We start from the raw sequence: 18,110 nt of genomic DNA on the forward strand, positions 1-18,110 counted from the left end.
GAATCCACCGAACGGTGGATGGACACCTACCTCGGGAAGCCGTACACCTCGGCCAGGTCCGCGACGGGCAGCGTCCGGCCCGCGAACCGCCCCACGTCCGGATCCTCCAGCAACGCCCGCACCGCCCGCCCTGGGACCTCCACCGGATCCCCCTCCGTCAGCTCCTGGCCGAGCTCCGCCAGGATCGCCTCCGTACGGGTGAACCCCGGCGAGACGGCCAGCGCCGTGACCCGGTGCGGGCGCAGGTCGTGGGCAAGCGAACTGGCCAGGCGGCTGACGCCCGTCATGGCGAGGTCGTAGAAGAGATGCCCGGCGATCACCTCGGCCGGCGGGTCGGTGTAGCCAGTGAGCACGATCAGACCGCCGCCCCGCCCGACCACGCCGCCGCCCCGCTCGACCACGCCGCCGCCCCGCTCGGCCAGGCCGCCGCCCCGCCCGATCAGCAGCGGCGCGGCGTACCAGGCCGAGACGAGGTGGCTGCGCAACCCGACGTCGATCATGTTGTGCCAGTGGTCGAGCGGAAGCGTCCAGAACGGGCCGCCGCGGAACGGCAGGGCGTTGCCCGCGAAGGCGTTCGCCACCAGCAGATCCAGCCCGCCCCGCTCCTCCCGCACCCGGGCGAACAGCGCCTCCACCGCCCGGTCGTCGGCATGATCGACCCGGACCGGCACCCCGGTGCCGCCGCGCTCGCTCACCTGCTCGGCGGTGTCCTCCACGGTGCCGGGCAGCTCGGAGTGGCGCCGGTCGCGGCTCTCGCGGTCGGTGACGTAGACGGTCGCTCCGGCCTCGCCCAGCACGAGAGCGATGCCGCGCCCGATGCCCCGTGCGGCTCCGGTGACGACGGCGACGGTACCGGCCATGTCGGCCTCCTCCACGTTGTCACGGGACCGGCAATCACCTCGATACGACCTCCACACGGTGCTCTTCGAGAATCGTCCAGATGACACCGGTCAGGGACCGCCGTGCCACGTGAGCGTCACTCCAGATCAGCGTGAACGGCTTCCCGGCCCCGCCCCTCAGGCAATCATTCAACGCGTCGAGATTCCAGCCGAAGTAGCCGCCAGGCCCGTTGATCGCCTCTCCCATCGCGAGATAGAAGGAGCACTCATCGGTGATGTGGCGGCCATCGAGGTGGTAGACGTGCCCTGGGAGCCGATCGACTCGTCTGCTTTCCTTGCCGAGGGCACGACCGACGATGCTCAGCCATTCCCGCCTGCCCTCCGCCCCGTACACCGCCCACTGGTTGACGCGGTCGGGCCGCCCCCTCCACCACCGCTCCCAGATGTGCCGCGCACCGGCCCGGGGGCTGTCGTATCCCCAGTCTGCGACGATGTCCACGCGTTCGGCGCCGAGCCGCGACGGCCTCCACTCGATGATCTCGCTCACCCAGAAGTCCACCAGAGGCTCCCCCGCGGCGTCGAGCATGCGCAGCCCTTCCAGCCAGAGCGGGTTCCGCAGGCGGTATCGCTTGGACCCCTCCAGGTAGTCGCGTAAGCGCCGGGTGGCCAGGCATCCCAGGATTTCCACCGTCACAGGCTCGTCGCTGTCGACCGGCTCAACGAAGAGACCGTCGGCATCGAGGCAGGCTCCCAGTACCCGTCCATCTCCGTCGATCAACAGGAACTTCGGCTCGCGGGAATCCACGGGACCGATTGTGACTCATGGGAACACCAAAAAGCCCCGAACGATGATCCGTTCGGGGCGTTGAAGCTGGTGGTCAGGGGCAGGGTCGAACTGCCGACCTTCCGCTTTTCAGGCGGACGCTCGTACCAACTGAGCTACCTGACCCAGAGCGGTCCTGACGGGACTTGAACCCGCGACCTCCACCTTGACAGGGTGGCGAGCACTCCAAACTGCTCTACAGGACCTTGCGTCTTGCGTTTCGTTCTGTTTGCGCTCGCTTAGCTTACCAGCTCTTCGGTGGTCTTCGACCGGCCGTTTTGCGGGTGCGCTAGGCGCTCGCGGTGCCCCCAACGGGATTCGAACCCGTGCCGCCGCCTTGAAAGGGCGGTGTCCTAGGCCGCTAGACGATGGGGGCTTAGGTTTCCCTGTCGCCTTCCGTCGGGGACCTCTGAAGCATAGGGGACGATTGCCCTTGATGCCAAAGTGGCGGACCGGCGACCGGCGACGCGGGGGTGCCAGTGACCGATCCCGTTGGCGACGGGGCGTTCGTTGGCTCCGGGGAAATCATACGTTGTGGGTCGGGCTCCACGTGACGCTGGATGTAGACCGACTGCTCTCCCAGGCCACCGAGGGTGATGTCGTCCCATGCCTGGAGGCGTCTGGTCTCCTTGTCGAAGTACAGGACGGAGGCCTGGACGGGCGTGGGCTGGGCGTGTTCGAGCGCGCGCAGGCCGGCGCCGCCGGTGGAGCCCTGGACGAGCATGCGGGTGCCCGAGGGGAGCATGGTGGTGCGGCGTTCGTGGGTGTGGCCGGCGAGGATCATGGGGGCCGCGCCGGAGAAGCCGCGGCCGACCTCGCCGTCGTGCACGGCGATCAGGTCGGCCTTGCCGACCTTGGACTGGTGGGCGCGGCCGTACTCGGCGAGCGCCGCCGGGTCGGAGTCGACGGTCACGGACTTGTCCGGGGTGAAGCGGGGGTCGCCGAGGCCGTAGATGGTCAGGCCGGCGACCCGCTTGGCCGTGTCGTCCAGGACGACGGCGTTCTTCTGCCTCTCGACGGCCTTCTGCGTGGTCATCGAGTCGTGGTTGCCGCGGACGAACACGTACGGGACCTTCAGGCCGGCGATCTCGTCGACGAACTTGTTCTCCGCCTTGGTGCCGTGGTCGGAGATGTCGCCGGTGTCGACGATGGCGTCCACGGCGAACTGGTCCTTGAGGGAGCGGATGACGTTCCAGGCGATCGGGTTGAGGTGGATGTCGGAGATGTGCAGGACGCGGATGGTCTTGGGGTCGGCGTCGTACAGGGGCAGGGTGGAGACCGTGTCGTACAGCTTCGAGACGTTCGTGACGAGTTTGGTGAGCTGGGAGCGGTACGACTCGAAGCGCGTGACGATCGACTCCGCGCTGCCGACGAGTGACGGCGCGGCGGCGACCAGGCCCGAGTAGCGCGGCTCGACGAGTGAGCCGGGCCGGAACGTGAGCGCCGCGAGGGCTCCGGTGGCGGCGAGGGCGACAGAAGCCGCCAGAAGGCCCACCAGAGCCGTTCTCGGACGCCGGAAGACCATGAGGACTGCGATGAGCGCTCCCGCGCCCGCACAGAGCAGTGAGCGGATCACGAGGGCGCGCACGCCGTCCATGAGGTCCTGCTCGATCACGTCCGGCAGGCGGTCGGCGATGCGCGGGTCCTCCAGGAAGGCCTTGGCGCGTTCCTGGTCGATGTTCTCGAGGGTGATGCGCAGCCGGAGCGGCGCGCTGTGGGTCTGGAAGGTGAGGGTGCCGAGCGGGCTGGCGTCCACGACCGTCTCGCCGTCCCAGGCCGGGCGCAGAGACATTCCGGTCTCCACCGGGCCCACCTGGGCGCGTACGGTGCCGCTGAGGAAGATGCCGAGCCAGGCGCCCACGGCGGCCACGAGGAGCACCGCCGCGATCCTCGCTCCGCGCGATCGAAGGACTGCCTTTGACCTGTGCACGAACTTCATACGGTTTCTTGCTTACCTGTCGGGCGGGGCAGAATGGCAAGGGTGATTGAGGTTTCGCGGGAGAAGTTCGAGGAGCTCGTGGCCGAGGCGTTGGACACGATTCCGCCGGATCTCACGCGCGCCATGAGTAATGTCGTCGTCACGGTCGTCGATGACCCGCCGGAGCCCCACCTGCTCGGCCTGTACACCGGTGTCCCCCTCACCGAACGCGGCGACTGGTACTCAGCAGTTCTGCCCGACCGGATCGAGATCTACCGCAATCCCATATGCGAAATTTGCGATACCGAGGAAGACGTGATCGACGAGGTCCGCATCACGGTCGTCCATGAAGTCGGGCATCACTTCGGCATCGACGACGCCCGCCTTCACGAATTGGGCTGGTAACCCTTTGCTTTTGGTTGGCTGCTTTCGGTTGCGGTCACCCCTTGACGTCGGGCACCTTAGGTCACATAGCGAGCACCCTGAGTCAGGCACAGCGGAGTCCAGTGGGGGCCATGCGGGCGCGACGGCCGCCGGGACGGCATCGCCGTGCCGGAGAAGCACGACAAGTCACATATCGGGAAGTCATCGCCGTCAAGGAGTTCCGGGCACTCTGGTACGGCCAGGGCCTGTCGCTCCTCGGCGACCAGCTCGCCCAGGTGGCGCTCGCCGTCCTCGTCTACGACCGCACCGGCTCGCCGCTGGCCACCGCCGCGGTCTACGCGCTGACGTACCTGCCCTCCATCGTCGGCGGGCCGCTGCTGGCCGGGCTGGCCGACCGGTTCGCGCGCAGAGGCGTCATGCTGGCCTGCGACCTGCTGCGCGCCGCGCTGGTGGGCGTGATGGCGGTGCCGGGCGTGCCGTTCTGGGCGCTGTGCGCGCTGGTGTTCCTGGTCGTGCTGCTCAGCGCGCCGTTCTCGGCCGCGCGCGCCGCACTGCTGCCCGAGGTGCTGGACGGCGACGCGTACGTCATCGGCTCGGCCCTCCAGAACATGACCAACCAGGCCGTCCAGATGATCGGCTTCGCCACCGGCGGAGCGCTCATCGCGGCCATGGGCCCGTACCGCGCGCTCGCCCTCGACGCCGCGACCTTCCTCGGATCGGCGCTGATCCTCGTCTCCGGCGTACGCCGCCGCCCCGCCAGCGTGGGGACGTCGAAGCCGTCCATGTGGTCGATGACCACGAGCGGCGCCCGGCTCGTGTTCGGCTCACGCAAGCTGCGCACGCTGGTGCTGTTCGCCTGGTTGTGCGGGTTCTACATCCTGCCCGAGGGCATCGCGGCGCCGTACGCGGCCAGGCTCGCCACCGGAGACCTGCCCGTACCGGTGATCACCGGGCTGCTGATGGCGGCCATGCCCGCCGGGACGGTCGTGGGCGCGTTCCTGTTCAGCAGGTTCGTCACGCCGCAGCGGCGGCTGCGGCTCATGGGCTGGATGGCCATGCTGAGCTGCGCGCCCCTGATCGTGACCGCGATCCGCCCGCCGCTGGCCGTCGTGCTGGCCGCGTGGGTGCTGTCAGGGATCGGCGGGGCCTACCAACTCGCGGCGAACGCCGCCTTCGTCCAGTACGTGCCCGCCGAACGTCGCGCGCAGGCGTTCGGCCTCGTGCAGTCGGGGCTGATGGCCGTGCAGGGCATCGGCATCCTGGTGGGCGGGTTCGCGGCGGAGAGACTCGGCCCTGAGCCGGTGGTCGCGCTGGCGGGGATCGCCGGGGTGATCAGCGCGGCCGTGCTGGCCATGATCTGGACCGAGTCCCGCGACAAGACCGCCCGGGTGCCCGCCGAGGCCGCCGCCTGATCACTGCTGCGGCTTCTGCTCGCCGCTCCAGTCGGTCGAGGTGGCCTTGTTCTGCTGCTTGTTGATGAGGTCCTGGACGATCGAGGTGTCGTGCTCCTCGTCCGGCATCAGGAGCCAGCCGATCGCGTACAGCGCGACGCCGGCGCCGCCGAACAGGGTGGCGATCGCGAGCGCGATCCGCACCAGGTTGGCGTCGATCCCCACGAACTCGCCGACGCCCGAGCAGACACCCGCGATGATCCGGCCCTTGTGCGTCCGACGCAGCTTCTTGACGTTGTATTCGCTCATGCCTCAAGACTGCCCGGCGGCCCGGTGTTCGCACATCAGGATTGCCCCTGGTAGAACCCTGGTAGTCCCCCTTGCACGAGAGGACCCGCCATGGACGACCTGCTGCGCCTGGACGACAAGCTCAACCCTGACCAGCGGCTCATCCGCGACACCGTCAGATCGTTCGTCGCCGACCGCGTCCTCCCCTACGTAGGGGACTGGTTCGACCAGGCCGTCTTCCCCGCCCGCGAGCTCGCGCCCGAGCTCGGCTCGCTCGGCCTGCTGGGGATGCACCTCCAGGGGTACGGCTGCGCGGGCACGGACGCGGTGTCGTACGGGGTGGCCTGCCGCGAACTTGAGGCCGGCGACTCAGGCCTGCGCTCCTTCGTGTCCGTGCAGGGCTCGCTGGCCATGTTTCCCATCTGGAAGTACGGCTCCGACGAGCAGAAAGAGGAATGGCTGCCCCGGATGGCCGCCGGCGAGGCCATCGGCTGCTTCGGCCTCACCGAGCCCGACCACGGCTCCGACCCCGCCGGCATGCGCACGTACGCCAAGAAGGACGGCACCGACTGGGTGCTCAACGGCTCCAAGATGTGGATCACCAACGGCTCCGTCGCGGACGTCGCCGTCGTGTGGGCGCAGACCGACGACGGCATCCGCGGCTTCGTCGTCCCCACCTCCACCCCCGGCTTCTCCGCCCCTGAGATCCACAAGAAGATGTCCCTGAGGGCCTCCGTGACGTCCTCCCTGTACTTCGACGACGTCCGCCTGCCCGCCTCCGCCGCCCTCCCCGGCGTCACCGGCCTGCGCGGCCCGCTCTCCTGCCTGTCCGAAGCCCGCTACGGCATCGTCTGGGGCGTCACCGGCGCCGCCCGCGCCTGCCTGGAAGCGGCCGTCGAGTACGCCAAGACCCGCGTCCAGTTCTCCAAGCCGATCGGCTCGTTCCAGCTCACCCAGGAGAAACTCGCCTGGATGTACGTCGGAACCGCCCAGGCCGGCCTCACCGCCCTGCACCTCGGCTCCCTGAAGGACGCGGGGCGACTGGAGCCACGGCAGATCAGCTTCGGCAAGCTCGCCAACGTACGGGCCGCCCTCGACATCGCCCGGCAGGCCCGCAGCATCCTGGGCGGGAACGGGATCACGCTGGAGTACCCTGTGATCAGGCACATGAACAACCTGGAGAGCGTTCTGACGTACGAGGGGACGCAAGAAATCCACACGCTGGTGCTGGGGGAGGCGCTGACGGGGATGGCGGCTTACCGGTGATGGAGGCGTCGCGGGCAGGGCGGTAATCTCTGTACCCTTGCTCTTGCGAGGGGCGTTAGCTCAATTGGCAGAGCTGCGGACTTTTAATCCGTAGGTTCCGGGTTCGAGCCCCGGGCGCCCTACCACTCATAAGTGCAGGTCGAAAGCTTTCTTCGAGGCGACGACACGACCCTGCGGGACCGTGCTGTAGATCATGTTCCCCCGGTGTTCCCGCATCTCACCACGCGATGGTGAATAGTCCGTTTGTTGATGCGAGTCGTGGCCGTCTGTCCCGGCCGCTTCCTTCACCATGCGTCCTTGGACCGTCAGGGGGAGTTGTGGCGCGGATCATCGAACGCACGGCCAAGAACGGCGCGAGATCGTGGCTGGTGAAGTGGCGTATAGGCGGAGGAAGAGGCGGAAAGGAAGACTTCGAGACCTGCTACGAGCGGCAGATCGCCGAAGATTTCGCGACCTTGGTCGAACTCAGCGGCGAGAATCGTCCGCACGGCTACCCCAAAGGCTGCCACGGCATCGAGGACCCGCACTTCGACGGCACCGTCGACGCCGACATGCCGACCTTCGAGCAGTACGCGCGCCACGACTACGCCACCCGGCTCGGGGCCGCCCCCACTCAGCGCTTCGTCTACCTGACCGAGGCCGAACGACATGTCTTCCCCTTCTTCGGCCGCCTGCCCCTGGATCGGGTCACCCGTCGAGTGCTGCGCGAATGGGCGGAATGGATGCTCGCAAAACCATCCGGACGCAACGAACACCAGCCCACCCCTCCCATGTCGGATGAGCAGGCGGCACGACGATGGGCACGAACCAACGACGTCGCGGTCAAGAAGACCGGACGCGTGCCGCCCGGTGTGCTGCGGCAGTGGCGGGACGCAGGCGCTCCCCGACCCGCACCACCGACCCCCGCGACGCTCTCCCCTGCCACAGCGGCGAAGGTTTATCGAGGAGCGATCAAGCCGGTCTTCAAGGCGGCCACGCAGCAGGGCGAGAACGGCGAGCCACCATTTCTCAGCTCATCTCCCTGTGACGGTTTCCGCCTGCCGACCGGCCCAGTGACCGCCCGCGCCATCCTGTACGGACCCGAAGTAGGCATCTACCTCCAAGCGGTCCACGACATAGACCCGGACACTGCCTTGTTCATCGTGACCGAGATGGCCACTGGCCTGCGGTGGGGTGAGATCGCCGGGCTCCACGTGTCCGGCCTGGATCCGATCGGCTGCGTGATCCATGTAGTTCAGACGTACGCCTACCTACTGGACGAAACGACCGGCCGCCGGCGATGGCAGCTCAGGCTCTACCCGAAGGGTAAGAAGCAGCGCGACGTCCCCATCTGCCGCGAGCCGGCAACGCTGCTGGCACGCCATGCGAACGGCAAGAATGCTGGTCAGCCTCTTTTTCACGGATGCGCAGGCGACTACATCGATTACGCCAACCAACGCAACAACGTGCTGCAGCCCGCCCTCGAACGCGCTCACCACCGCGGCTTGGCCAAGCACATCACCCCGCATGCCCTTCGACACACCATGATCACCATGCTCCGCGACGGCGGCGTCGCACCAGGAGTCATGCAACTCATCGCCGGACACGAGTCCTACCAGACAACCGCGGGATATTCCGGACAGCACACCCCCGCCCAACGAGCGCTCATCCTCAACTCCGTTCATCCCGTCATCAAGGCAGCAGCATTCCTGTTCAGCGATCCAGAACACGATGGGGAAACCTCGCCGTAGCGTCGTCTGTAGGCCCGTGGACTTGTGGGCCGAATGGAACGACCCTGTCGAGCTACGAATGCGTTGGACGCCGCCTTGGTCGAGATCGCACAACTACGTGAGGAGAATGACCGGCTCAAGCAGCTTCTCCGGCTGCGGACGGGCGCGGACTCCTCGATCCTGATCAGATCTCGGGTGCGTCCTGGCGGAGACTGAGATGGGCAGGGACCAACTGGAGGGTGCGATGCCTCTCGTGTCCATGACCGAAGCCGGCGACCGCTATCACTCGTCCCGAGACTGTATCGGGCTGCAGGCCGGGCAGGACGGCGGCGCTGTCCAGGGGTATGAGCTGCGGCCTGTTGTTAAGGTCGCAGCTGGCGGCGGCGTCGGGGAAGACCCGGTGCGGTTCCTGCAGCGGGTAGGCAAGAACCTTCCAGACCGGCTCGAGACACTAGGTTTGATTAGTTCAATTGAGTCCTAGGATGGCTAATCAAACTTTGCAACAGCCGGAACCATAGGGGATGTAGTGGCGGGAAGAGGTCGCCCAACCCGGGCAACCGTCTACGAGCGACTGGATCGCGCGCTCGAGGAGCTCAACCAGAGGCTAGGTGGGCTACCTAGTCCGACCGAAGCGCAAGAGATCTGGTCCGACATCTGGCATCTAGAGGCGCACCACTCCACCGCCCTGGAAGGCAATACGCTGGTCTTGCGCGAGGTGCAGACCCTGCTGGACAGAGGGATCGCAGTCGGCGCCAAGCCGCTCCGCGAGTACAACGAGGTCAAAGGGTACGCAGACGCCGCGAAATGGGTGTACGGCCAGGCACTGGAACCAGAGGTGTGGAACGAAGGCGAGCTCATCAGTCTCGGTGAACTCCGCCACATCCACCACACCGCGATGACACCGGTCTGGGATGTCGCGCCGCACCCGGACGCCACCGACCAGGAGGGGCCGGGTAGCTTCCGACAGCACGATCTGCACCCCTTCGCCGAAGGCATGACCCCGCCTGGCTGGCCCCTCGTTCCCGCTGAGATCCAGGCGTGGGTGGCTCAGGTCTGCGCTACGGGAAAGAAGATTGAGTCAGGTGAGGCTCTCGGGCATCCCCTGCCAGAAGAGCTTGCGCGGATCCACAACAGCTTTGAGCGAGTCCACCCCTTCATCGACGGCAACGGGCGTTCCGGACGACTCGCTCTGAACCTCATCCTGGTTCGGCTGGGCTACCCGCCCATCATCATCTTCAAGCAGCAGCGTGATGGGTATCTGGCGGCGATGCGCCGCGCCGACGCTGGCGACCACGGGGCTTTGGGCGAGCTGATCGCACGCGCCATGGAGGAGAACCTCAACCGCTTCATCGTGCCCAACGTGGCGGGCCCCGCACGGCTTGTCCCGCTCGCGGCTCTTGTCGATGACGAGTTCACGATTGCCGCCCTCCGACAGGCCGCCCAGCGAGGCCGCCTCAACGCCGTGCAGGGAGCCGATGGTGTGTGGAGGTCATCACGCAAGTCCGTCGAGTCGTACCGGGCCTCCAAGCACAAGCAGCCGAAGGGCAGGAGCGCGAAGAAGAAGCCTTCACCAGCAGGGCTGTTCGACGTCGGCACAGAAGCAGACAGCTCCGCGTAGTCGCTCACGTGGGCATACCCAGATCGTCACCGTCTCGGGCAAGGGTTCCGAACGCGTCAACCTGGCCGGGCTGATCTGTCTCAAGCCGGGGCACTGGACCTGGCTGATCTACCGCATGCGGATCTACCGGCGCCGCAAGCACGAACGCAAAGGGTTCGCCGAGACCGATTACGCCCTTCTCCTGGACGCCGTCCACCAGCAGCTCGGCGGGCCGATCGTGCTGATTTGGGCCAACGTCAACATGGACGTAGACGCCCTGATGCGCAGCCTGATCGACAAGCGCCCGTGGCTGACGGTGTTCTGCCTGCCGGCCTACGCGCCCGAACTCAAGCCGGTGGAGACGGTGTGGTCCCATCTCAAACACGGCCTGGGCAACCTGGCTCCCTGCACCCTGGACGATCTCGCCACGATCATCCGCAACCGGCTCAAGCAGTTGCAGTACCGCCCCGACCTCCTGGACGCCTTCCTGGCACACATCGGCCTTGTCACGAACCCGAGATCAACATGACACCCCGAATATTCAACCTCTGTACCGTCAGCGTTGATCAAAGCTCAGTCAGGACGCGGGCTCGTCCTCCCAGGTCTTAACAACAGGTTCCATCAGCAATGTCCTCGGCTGTTAACGCAGCAACGCCTGCCGTTCCCCCAGCCGTCGGCACTGGCATGCGACTGGCCGTCGTTGCGACGATCACCGAGCGCATGGGGGCGCGTCGAGGTGACAGGTTCCCCGGCAACATTGTCTTGGCGGTGAGAATCCCTGCCGCCCCAGGGGGAACGCCCCTGTCCAATGAAGGCGACGATCCGGCTGGGACCGATTGTGAGATGCTCCCATCAGCGGATCTGCGAGACGGTGAGGAGGCCATGGACGAGTCTCATCACCAGGCGGGGGCAAGATCATCAGCCGGTGGAGCGAGAGCTGCGCGCGGCCTCACCTTCCAGGCTCAGGTTTTCGCCTGGTGTGCTGTGCGCGCCATCGTGGAGATGCCGCTGACCGACCTCGGGCTCGGCACCGCCGTCCGGATTGAAACGGTGGGGTGTGAGACCGGGCTTCCCGTCGACGATGTGGGCGCCACCGTGTCCAGCGGCGGGTTCATCCTCATACAGGCGAAGGCCGGAATGAGACGGTTGGACGCGCAGACCGAAGATCTGGTGAAGGCCATTGACCAGATAGTGCGCGCCTTCGTCGAAGGTATCCACACGAGTTCGGACGTCCGCCCCGTTGACCTCTCACGAGACCGGCTCGTGATCGCCACGAACCATGACGGGAGTCGCGCCTTCGACCAGCTCGGCATCGTGCTCCGGCGCCTCCGTACATACCCGGCTGGCCTCCCTCTCTCGGCGGCAGCGCCGACGGATTCCCAGCGGAGGGCGCTCGAAACCTTCGTCAAGGTCGTCGTAACGCGTTGGACGGCCATCGTCGGACGCAAGCCCTCCGATTCCGACTTGCGAACGTTCCTTCAGTGCGCCGAGGTCATCCGGCTGGATCTCAAGCAGCCCGACGGGATCGACCTCTTCCGCAGCGAGCGGGCCCTGCACGCGGCTCTGGGTGATTCGCTCATCGACGACCCCTTCAACAAACTCGCCTGGCACGGCAGCGAAGCAACGGCGGCCCAGCAGTGGTGGCGGCGGGAGGAGTTGGCTCAGGCCGTACTCCGCAAGGAAGGGGCGATGCAGCCCATGGCCGTCCCGCGACGCAACCGCCTTCCTGCCCTCCCTCAGCCCTACGTGCGCCGAGGCGACCACGGCCTCCTCGGCCCCGGACCGACGGCGGAGCTTCTCTGCATCGCTGTCACAGGTGGCCCCGGCTTGGGAAAGACCACTCTCGCCATCGACATGGCCAACGAGGCTGCCCACGACTTCCCCGACGGGCAGTTGTTCGTCGACTTCCGAGGCTTCGGTCCGACCGCTCCCATGTCGTGTGCCGAGGCGGTCGAGGTGCTCCTGGAACAGATGGGCGAGGCTGACGCAGCCGCAGGCAAGAACCCGGAGGGCCGCCGGCTGCACTACCTGGACACGGTCGAGGCGAGGCGGTTCGTCATCGTCATGGACAACGTCCAGGAGAGCGAGAGCGTCCTCCATCTGCTCCCGCGTCACGGGTCCTCCGCCATCATCGCCACCAGCCGCACCATGTTGGGAACCCTCCTACGAAGAACCGATGTCACGCATTTCCACCTGACTCCACTACCAATCCACGAATCCCGGGATCTGCTGATCCGGCACATAGGTGCCGACCGAGCAGCCGCCGAGCCAACCGCGATTGCCACCGTTCTGGCCGCCTGCGGCGGCAATCCTCTAGCCCTGGCAATCGCCGGATCCCACATCCGGCACCTGCCTGAGCTGTCACTGAACCAAATCGTGTCCGTTTTGACCGACGCCGACAACCGACTGGACTTCCTCGACCTGCACGAGCCAAATTCCGCGCTCCGCACCGTCTTTTCCTGGACGTATATCGCGCTTCCTGCCGAGCTGCGAGATTTCTTCGTCCTGGTCGGCACGGCCCCGGGCCCTGACATCGACAGCACGGGAGCCGCCGCGCTCGCAAGTCTGGAGGACACCCGAACAGGGTTGGCCCTGCTACGCCGGTTACGCCATTTCCACCTGCTCCAAGAGAACGCACACGGCGACTTCCAGATGCACGAGCTCCTCCGTGACTACGCGCTCTCCCTCTGCCGTGGGGATCGGCGCCTCCAGGACATCCATGACCGTGCCTGTGAAAGGCTCATCAGGCACTACGCCGATAGAGCCGCTGCCACGGGCCCCGGTACCCGTCTCGCCAGCCAGGACTCACCGCGCTTCCTCGCCGCTGTGCGGTACGCCCAGGAACACGGCATGGAGAGCAAGGCCAGGACTATCGCGGACTCTCTCATCGAGAACATGTGGTACCACGGGCGATGGAACGACTGCGCGACGATGTTGCGCTCGATCACGGACGACCCATCGAAGCCCAAGGATCCGGAGATCCGGTCCTACTTCCTCCGGCAACTGGCCATCACCCTGCGCCGGCTGGGAGCACACGCCGAGAGTGTCGAGTACGGACGGCAAGCCTTAACCACACTGGGGCCGCGACGATCGGCACGCGCGGAAGCCGACTGCCGCTATGTCCTGGCGGTCAGTCTGGCCTATGCGGAGGAGCACGAGGCGGCCCTGGAGCAATACCACCTCGCCGCCGACGGATTCCGAGAGGCTGGAGCCGAAAGCGGGCTCGCGGACGCCCTGAACGGCATCGGCTGGAGCCTGGCCATGCGGGGAGAACACCAGGAGGCCCTGATGTACTGCACGCAAGCCGCCGACCTACACGGCGAGCTGAACGTCCCCAACAGCCGGGCAGCCGATCTTGACAGCGTCGCTTGCATCCACCAGTTGCTCGGCGATCACAAGGCCGCGCTCGGCTACTTCGAGCAGTGCCTTCGCCTGTACAGGGAGATCGGCTACCGCGCCAACGAGATCCGTACGCTGGACAGCATGGGCGACAGCGCGCTGGCGTCAGGCGACCCGAACGGCGCCGTCCAGCACTGGCTCCTCGCGATCGCTATTCTTGAGGACATCGGCCATGGAGACACCGACCAGGTCCGCGAGATACGCGCTAAGGAGGCGGCAGCATTATTCCAGAAATAGCCATCACCGGACAAGCGGCAGCGATATACTGGCCTAGTAGCTTAGTTGTCCGAATGCTCCGCGGCTCCCCGCGGAAACTCTCAAAACCGGGAGGCGCCATGGCGAAGAAAAAGCGGCCCACCAACCCGAAGCGGCCAAGGCGATAGTACGAAACGGGCGAGCAGACTTCCTCGCCCGTCATTCTTCATCCGATTCGTATCTCCTGAGCAGCTCACGCACTTCCACTGTCCGCCTGTCCCGTCTGCCCAGTTTAACGTCGAAGATCCGGAGCATGTCTCTGAGTTCGCCGACCGCCTCGCCCACACGCCCTGCGGCCCAGAGCCGCTCCGCGTAGAGCCGCCAGGCCCGCTCAACCCCTTTCCCCACATCACCCTGCTCTTGCCTGGCCTCCTCTATCACGTGCTTGATAAGACGGAGTGCTTCATCACGGTCGCCTGAGTCCCAGAGTTCGCGCGCACGTCCCAACTGCGGGTCTGCCGCCGACATGGCGACCCCCGCCACTGCGACCATCGCTGGCCGGAGACTGTCTTCCGGCCGCGCGAGCGAAGCGAACGGCGTCCTGAACGGCAGCGTGACGTCGAACTCCACGGGATGACCAATATTCGGACAACCCGCCGCGGGAATATGTCTCCTCATCAGGGCCGATACCTCGCGGGCGCCGACGAGGCGCTCCGCCGGATCCTTGATCAGCAACCGGTCGACCACCTCACCGAGGTCTCGCGGAACCGTCGACCTCCGGTCACACAAGGGCTGCGGGTCCTTGTACAGATGCGCGGCGTCGAGGTCCGTAGCGGTGAACGCGCGGAACACAGGTCCCCCCAGCAACTCGTATACGACGATTCCCAACGCGTAGAGATCGGCCGCCGCGCCTCCTGGGCTGGCTCCCTTAAGAACCTCCGGCGCCACGTATCCACTCGTTCCCGGGCTGGAGTACCTGCTCCTGGTGATCCTCGACTTCTCGGAATCGACGATGAACGCCACACCGAAGTCGATGATCTTGATCATTCCCGAAGGACCGACCATGAGGTTCGCCGGCTTGAGATCCCGGTGCACGATGTTCGCGTCATGCGCCACTGCGAGCGCCGAACACAATTGCACGGCCAGACACGCCGCTTCCTCCGGTTCAAGAAAGCCACCCCGCTCCTCCTGCAGGTCCTCGACTGTCTTGCCCTCGATGTACTGCATCACAAGGTACGGCATCTCCCCTCCCGAGGAGCCGCGCCAGACACCCCGGTGGTGAACGGCCGGGATAGCCGGATGATCGAGCGCAGCCGTCGCCAAGCCCTCGCGTTCGAATCGTCGGCGCAGGTCGTGGTAGTCCTCCGTCGAAATCGCATTAGTCTCACCGATGGCGGACCTCTCGATCATGAACTTAATCGCGACCTTCCGCTCGAAATCCTCATCCCACGCGAGCCAGACGTCGCCCATCCCTCCGCGCCCCAGCCTGCGCTTGAGTTCGAAACGATCCTGGATTTTGTCCCCGACGTCCACCACACCTCCTGCGCGGCTGCCCAAGCAGCAGAAAAGATTTTGAGCGGCAGCTTAATCGACTCCTATGTACAGCAAAAGCTATGCTAACCTGACGCCCCCGGAGGTCAGATGAGCCCGTCGAACCACGAGCACGACAATGCCGTCATCCGTGTCTACAGCAGCTCGGCCACGACTTCTCAGAAGAGTTGTCCGACCCATCTGGCGGCCAAAACCGACTACTCAGTGAAACGGCCGGCAAGAAAAAAATTTTCACGTCTCGCGAGCATGGCTTTCTCGCCCTTCACTGCCGTTCTCCAACTCGTCGAAAATTACAAGGTATCTCTGGACGAAGCCTTCTCGCGCCTTCCCCTCCGCGGCGACGCGGCGCGTGACATCGCTGGCGAGCTGATCCCCCCGCTACACGAGGGGCTGCTGACGTGGACACATAACGCGGTGCGCAACTACCTTCGCGCACTCGAGGAGGACCATCACCTCCAGACCGCGACCGGCCTCCGGCCAGCCGGGCCCTGGATACGGCAGTATCCATCCAGCGACGCCGTCGTCAACTCCCGTACCTGGGAGCTCTGCACGTGGGGACGCGGCTACGTCTATCGCCACGGAGGCGACACCGTTCGCGAGCTCCGCATCCCGGCCATGGGCAGGGCGGGCGCCAAACGACGCGCCGACGCGGAGCTGGCCACCGCCGCCCATGTGCTGGCGACTGGATCGTGCGTCGACCGGGATGTAGTGGATAAGGAACCCGGCCCTTACCGTGGTGGCAGGCCGTTTCCGCTCCTTTCCCTTACTTCTTCATCCTCTGCCGCCGCGCTCCCGAGCCGGGTCCGCCTCGTGGAGATCGGATGCATAGACGGGCTAGCGCGGGTGCTCTATGACGATACGGCCGAAGCCGCCGAAGCCTTCTTCGTCTCGGATGCCGCCGAAACCCTGAGTGCACTCCGCCGTCCGATCACGGAGATCGCGGGACGAGACTGCCTTGACTGCAAAATCCGGTCGGAGTGCCGTCGGCTGCACAGCGCTCCTGGGTTCTTGGACATCCGTGACTCGTCTCGCCCAAGACGGATCTGGTCGGTAACGACCGGGAGATACTTCAGCGACTGTCCCGCCAAGGCACATTTCCGCGCACTGGGTCTCCCACCCGATGAGGTGTCCGAGAAGACTGCGTTTGTACGCCGGGGCGATGCCGTCCACGCGTGGCTGAAGCTGCTCCATGGCAGGAAACCCAGAAGGCCGTGCGCTCCAGGCGACCTCCCAGAAAACCCTGATTTCTGGTCAGCGGGCGAGTGGACGTTGGAAGGAGAGCACGCGCGGCATGGAGCTGCAATGCTCGCAGCACACCTGGAGGTGTGCCCCTTTCTGGACACGGCACCCGACAGCGCTGCCTACCCCGAGCAGACGGTAGCCGCCGATGACCAGCACGCGGATGTTCTCATCGTGGCGGACGCAGACCTCCTCTACCGGCGCGACGGTTCGTGGGTGTACCGCGAGCTGAAAACCACGGTGGGCGATTTCGTGGCCGATGGTGCCGACCTACTGACCTGGTACCCGCAGCTCGCGCTGGCTGTACTCCTGTTCAAGGCCGGGGCGATTCCCCCGGGCCCGGGCTCCGCCGTCGAGCTGGAACTGCTCACACCGCTTGGACCCGACATCCGGGTGGTCGACCCCAACTCGACATCGATTCAGGAACGGGCCAAAGATATAATCCACGGCCTCACCCGGAGCTGGCATTCGGACGAGGAATATCTCCCGACGCCCAGCGAGAAGGCCTGCAGCCGTTGCTCTTACCAGCAATGGTGTCCAGTCTCGCCGAGGAATACACCGGACCGGAGCGCTCCATGACGGGCATTCCATTCCCCTCGTCCGCGCCCACCGCCTTCGACCATGCAAAAGGCGAGGCCTACAACGAGGCCGAGTCCCGGCGCATCATCGGCATGGTGGCCGCGACGGTGGCGCAGTTGGCGGACTGGCCGAAGGATAAGGCTTTCAGCGTTCCTTACCCGCCACTGGCCCAGTACGTGCTCGACCGTATCGCCCTCATCGGCGTGCTGAGGCATCCAGGTGGATATCACCTGACGCCCTATCGCGACCGCCTGAGCTGCCCCCGAACACTGGCCGATCTCATGGCCCTCTGCTGGAGCAGCCCCATAGACGCATGGCCGTTCCTCAGCCTCCCCGATGACGAAGATTTGACCGGGCTACTCGTCGAGCTCAATCCGATCCGGCCGTCGGAGCTCTGCCTCAGGCTCTCCCTAGAGTTCGCGCACCCGGACGCAGCCGACAGAAGCCTAGAACGGCTCGCTCTGCTGGACGCTCGTGCACTCTACGAAGAGGCTGGCCACGCGGATGGCTTCCCGAAGTTGCGCAAGTGGCTGATCGCCCATCCCGTCCTGTCCAGCCAGGAAATCGCGTTCCTGAAGCTAGAGCGAATCGGCGGCTTCCAGGTGACCGACGAGCTGATCGACATTCTCTACCTCCGTGTTCACGAGCGGTACTTCAGCTCCGCAGACGAGATAGCTGTCTGTGGCCGCTGCGGCCTGGTCCTGGTGCCCATCAAAGGCGGCTCCGGAGAGCGCTGGCAGTGCGAGACCACGAAGTGTCCCGGCCGACGCAACGTACTGATCGGCGACGTTCGTCACGTTGCCGAGAACCTCCACCACGCCGCCCGGCCGATCCGCGAGTTCGTCATCGCAGGTCCCCGGCTCCGTGCCTCGGAAGGCCCTAACCGCCAAGCCTCAAGCCCGCTCAGGGACATCGAATGTTGAAAGACTCGC

General features: G+C 66.0%; 14 protein-coding genes and 4 tRNA genes. 10 read left to right on the forward strand and 8 right to left on the reverse strand.

Annotation, left to right across the window (positions count from 1 at the left end; genetic code table 11):
- Positions 1-26: 26 nt before the first annotated feature.
- The 6 genes from ABD331_RS54540 to ABD331_RS54565 all read right to left on the reverse strand — a co-directional run bounded on the left by ABD331_RS54540 (position 27) and on the right by ABD331_RS54565 (position 3,541).
- The gene (locus ABD331_RS54540) at positions 27-860 is read right to left on the reverse strand and encodes an SDR family NAD(P)-dependent oxidoreductase (RefSeq protein WP_344494374.1); all 834 of its coding nucleotides are present in this window, start codon (positions 858-860) and stop codon (positions 27-29) included.
- Between the two features lie 34 nt (positions 861-894).
- Positions 895-1,644, reverse strand: a complete 750-nt coding sequence (locus ABD331_RS54545; protein WP_344494376.1) for a barstar family protein — start codon at positions 1,642-1,644, stop codon at positions 895-897.
- A 67-nt stretch (positions 1,645-1,711) separates the two neighbouring features.
- Positions 1,712-1,788 (reverse strand) — tRNA-Phe (locus ABD331_RS54550).
- A gap of 5 nt (positions 1,789-1,793) precedes the next feature.
- Positions 1,794-1,868: transfer RNA gene (locus ABD331_RS54555), tRNA-Asp, on the reverse strand.
- A gap of 97 nt (positions 1,869-1,965) precedes the next feature.
- Positions 1,966-2,038, reverse strand: a tRNA-Glu gene (locus tag ABD331_RS54560).
- Complete coding sequence (locus ABD331_RS54565) at positions 2,039-3,541, reverse strand: metallophosphoesterase family protein (protein WP_344494379.1); 1,503 nt, start codon at positions 3,539-3,541, stop codon at positions 2,039-2,041. It lies immediately after the preceding tRNA gene.
- 93 nt (positions 3,542-3,634) lie between these two features.
- On the opposite strand from ABD331_RS54565, the gene ABD331_RS54570 reads away from it, so the two are divergent.
- Positions 3,635-3,985, forward strand: coding sequence for a metallopeptidase family protein (locus tag ABD331_RS54570; protein WP_411268431.1), 351 nt, complete (start codon positions 3,635-3,637; stop codon positions 3,983-3,985).
- 110 nt (positions 3,986-4,095) lie between these two features.
- Positions 4,096-5,376, forward strand: a complete 1,281-nt coding sequence (locus ABD331_RS54575) for an MFS transporter (RefSeq protein WP_344494382.1) — start codon at positions 4,096-4,098, stop codon at positions 5,374-5,376.
- On the opposite strand, the gene ABD331_RS54580 is transcribed toward ABD331_RS54575, so the two are convergent.
- Entirely contained in the window at positions 5,377-5,664 is a 288-nt protein-coding gene (locus tag ABD331_RS54580) for a PspC domain-containing protein (RefSeq protein ID WP_148441257.1), read from the reverse strand.
- Positions 5,665-5,754: 90 nt separating this feature from the next.
- Here ABD331_RS54580 and ABD331_RS54585 point away from each other — a divergent pair, with 90 nt between their 5' ends.
- The 6 genes from ABD331_RS54585 (at position 5,755) to ABD331_RS54610 (ending at position 13,851) form a co-directional block, all read left to right on the forward strand.
- Positions 5,755-6,909 carry an acyl-CoA dehydrogenase family protein gene (locus tag ABD331_RS54585; RefSeq protein ID WP_344494385.1) on the forward strand — a complete coding sequence of 385 codons (1,155 nt, stop codon included), beginning with the start codon at positions 5,755-5,757 and terminating at the stop codon, positions 6,907-6,909.
- A gap of 49 nt (positions 6,910-6,958) precedes the next feature.
- A tRNA-Lys gene (locus ABD331_RS54590) sits at positions 6,959-7,034 on the forward strand.
- Between the two features lie 192 nt (positions 7,035-7,226).
- On the forward strand, positions 7,227-8,639 hold the full coding sequence (locus tag ABD331_RS54595; RefSeq protein WP_344494387.1) for a tyrosine-type recombinase/integrase: 1,413 nt from the start codon (positions 7,227-7,229) through the stop codon (positions 8,637-8,639).
- A gap of 505 nt (positions 8,640-9,144) precedes the next feature.
- Positions 9,145-10,236 (forward strand): Fic family protein, encoded by a 1,092-nt coding sequence (locus tag ABD331_RS54600; protein WP_344494389.1) that lies wholly within the window; start codon positions 9,145-9,147, stop codon positions 10,234-10,236.
- Between the two features lie 115 nt (positions 10,237-10,351).
- Positions 10,352-10,744: a transposase gene (locus ABD331_RS54605; protein WP_344494391.1), complete on the forward strand. Its 393-nt coding sequence runs from the start codon at positions 10,352-10,354 to the stop codon at positions 10,742-10,744.
- Between the two features lie 455 nt (positions 10,745-11,199).
- Complete coding sequence (locus ABD331_RS54610) at positions 11,200-13,851, forward strand: ATP-binding protein (RefSeq protein WP_344494393.1); 2,652 nt, start codon at positions 11,200-11,202, stop codon at positions 13,849-13,851.
- Positions 13,852-14,028: 177 nt separating this feature from the next.
- Here ABD331_RS54610 and ABD331_RS54615 read toward each other — a convergent pair whose 3' ends face one another.
- Positions 14,029-15,342, reverse strand: a complete 1,314-nt coding sequence (locus ABD331_RS54615; RefSeq protein WP_344494395.1) for a serine/threonine-protein kinase — start codon at positions 15,340-15,342, stop codon at positions 14,029-14,031.
- A gap of 108 nt (positions 15,343-15,450) precedes the next feature.
- Between ABD331_RS54615 and ABD331_RS54620 the strand changes: the two genes are divergently transcribed.
- Both ABD331_RS54620 and ABD331_RS54625 read left to right on the forward strand, forming a co-directional pair.
- Entirely contained in the window at positions 15,451-17,178 is a 1,728-nt protein-coding gene (locus ABD331_RS54620; protein ID WP_344494397.1) for a PD-(D/E)XK nuclease family protein, read from the forward strand.
- Positions 17,175-18,101, forward strand: a complete 927-nt coding sequence (locus tag ABD331_RS54625) for a pPIWI_RE_Y domain-containing protein (protein WP_344494399.1) — start codon at positions 17,175-17,177, stop codon at positions 18,099-18,101. Before ABD331_RS54620 ends, ABD331_RS54625 begins: the two co-directional genes overlap by 4 nt.
- Positions 18,102-18,110: the final 9 nt, after the last annotated feature.

The organism is Nonomuraea monospora (genome assembly GCF_039531895.1).
GTDB classification, from domain to species: Bacteria; Actinomycetota; Actinomycetes; order Streptosporangiales; family Streptosporangiaceae; genus Nonomuraea; species Nonomuraea monospora.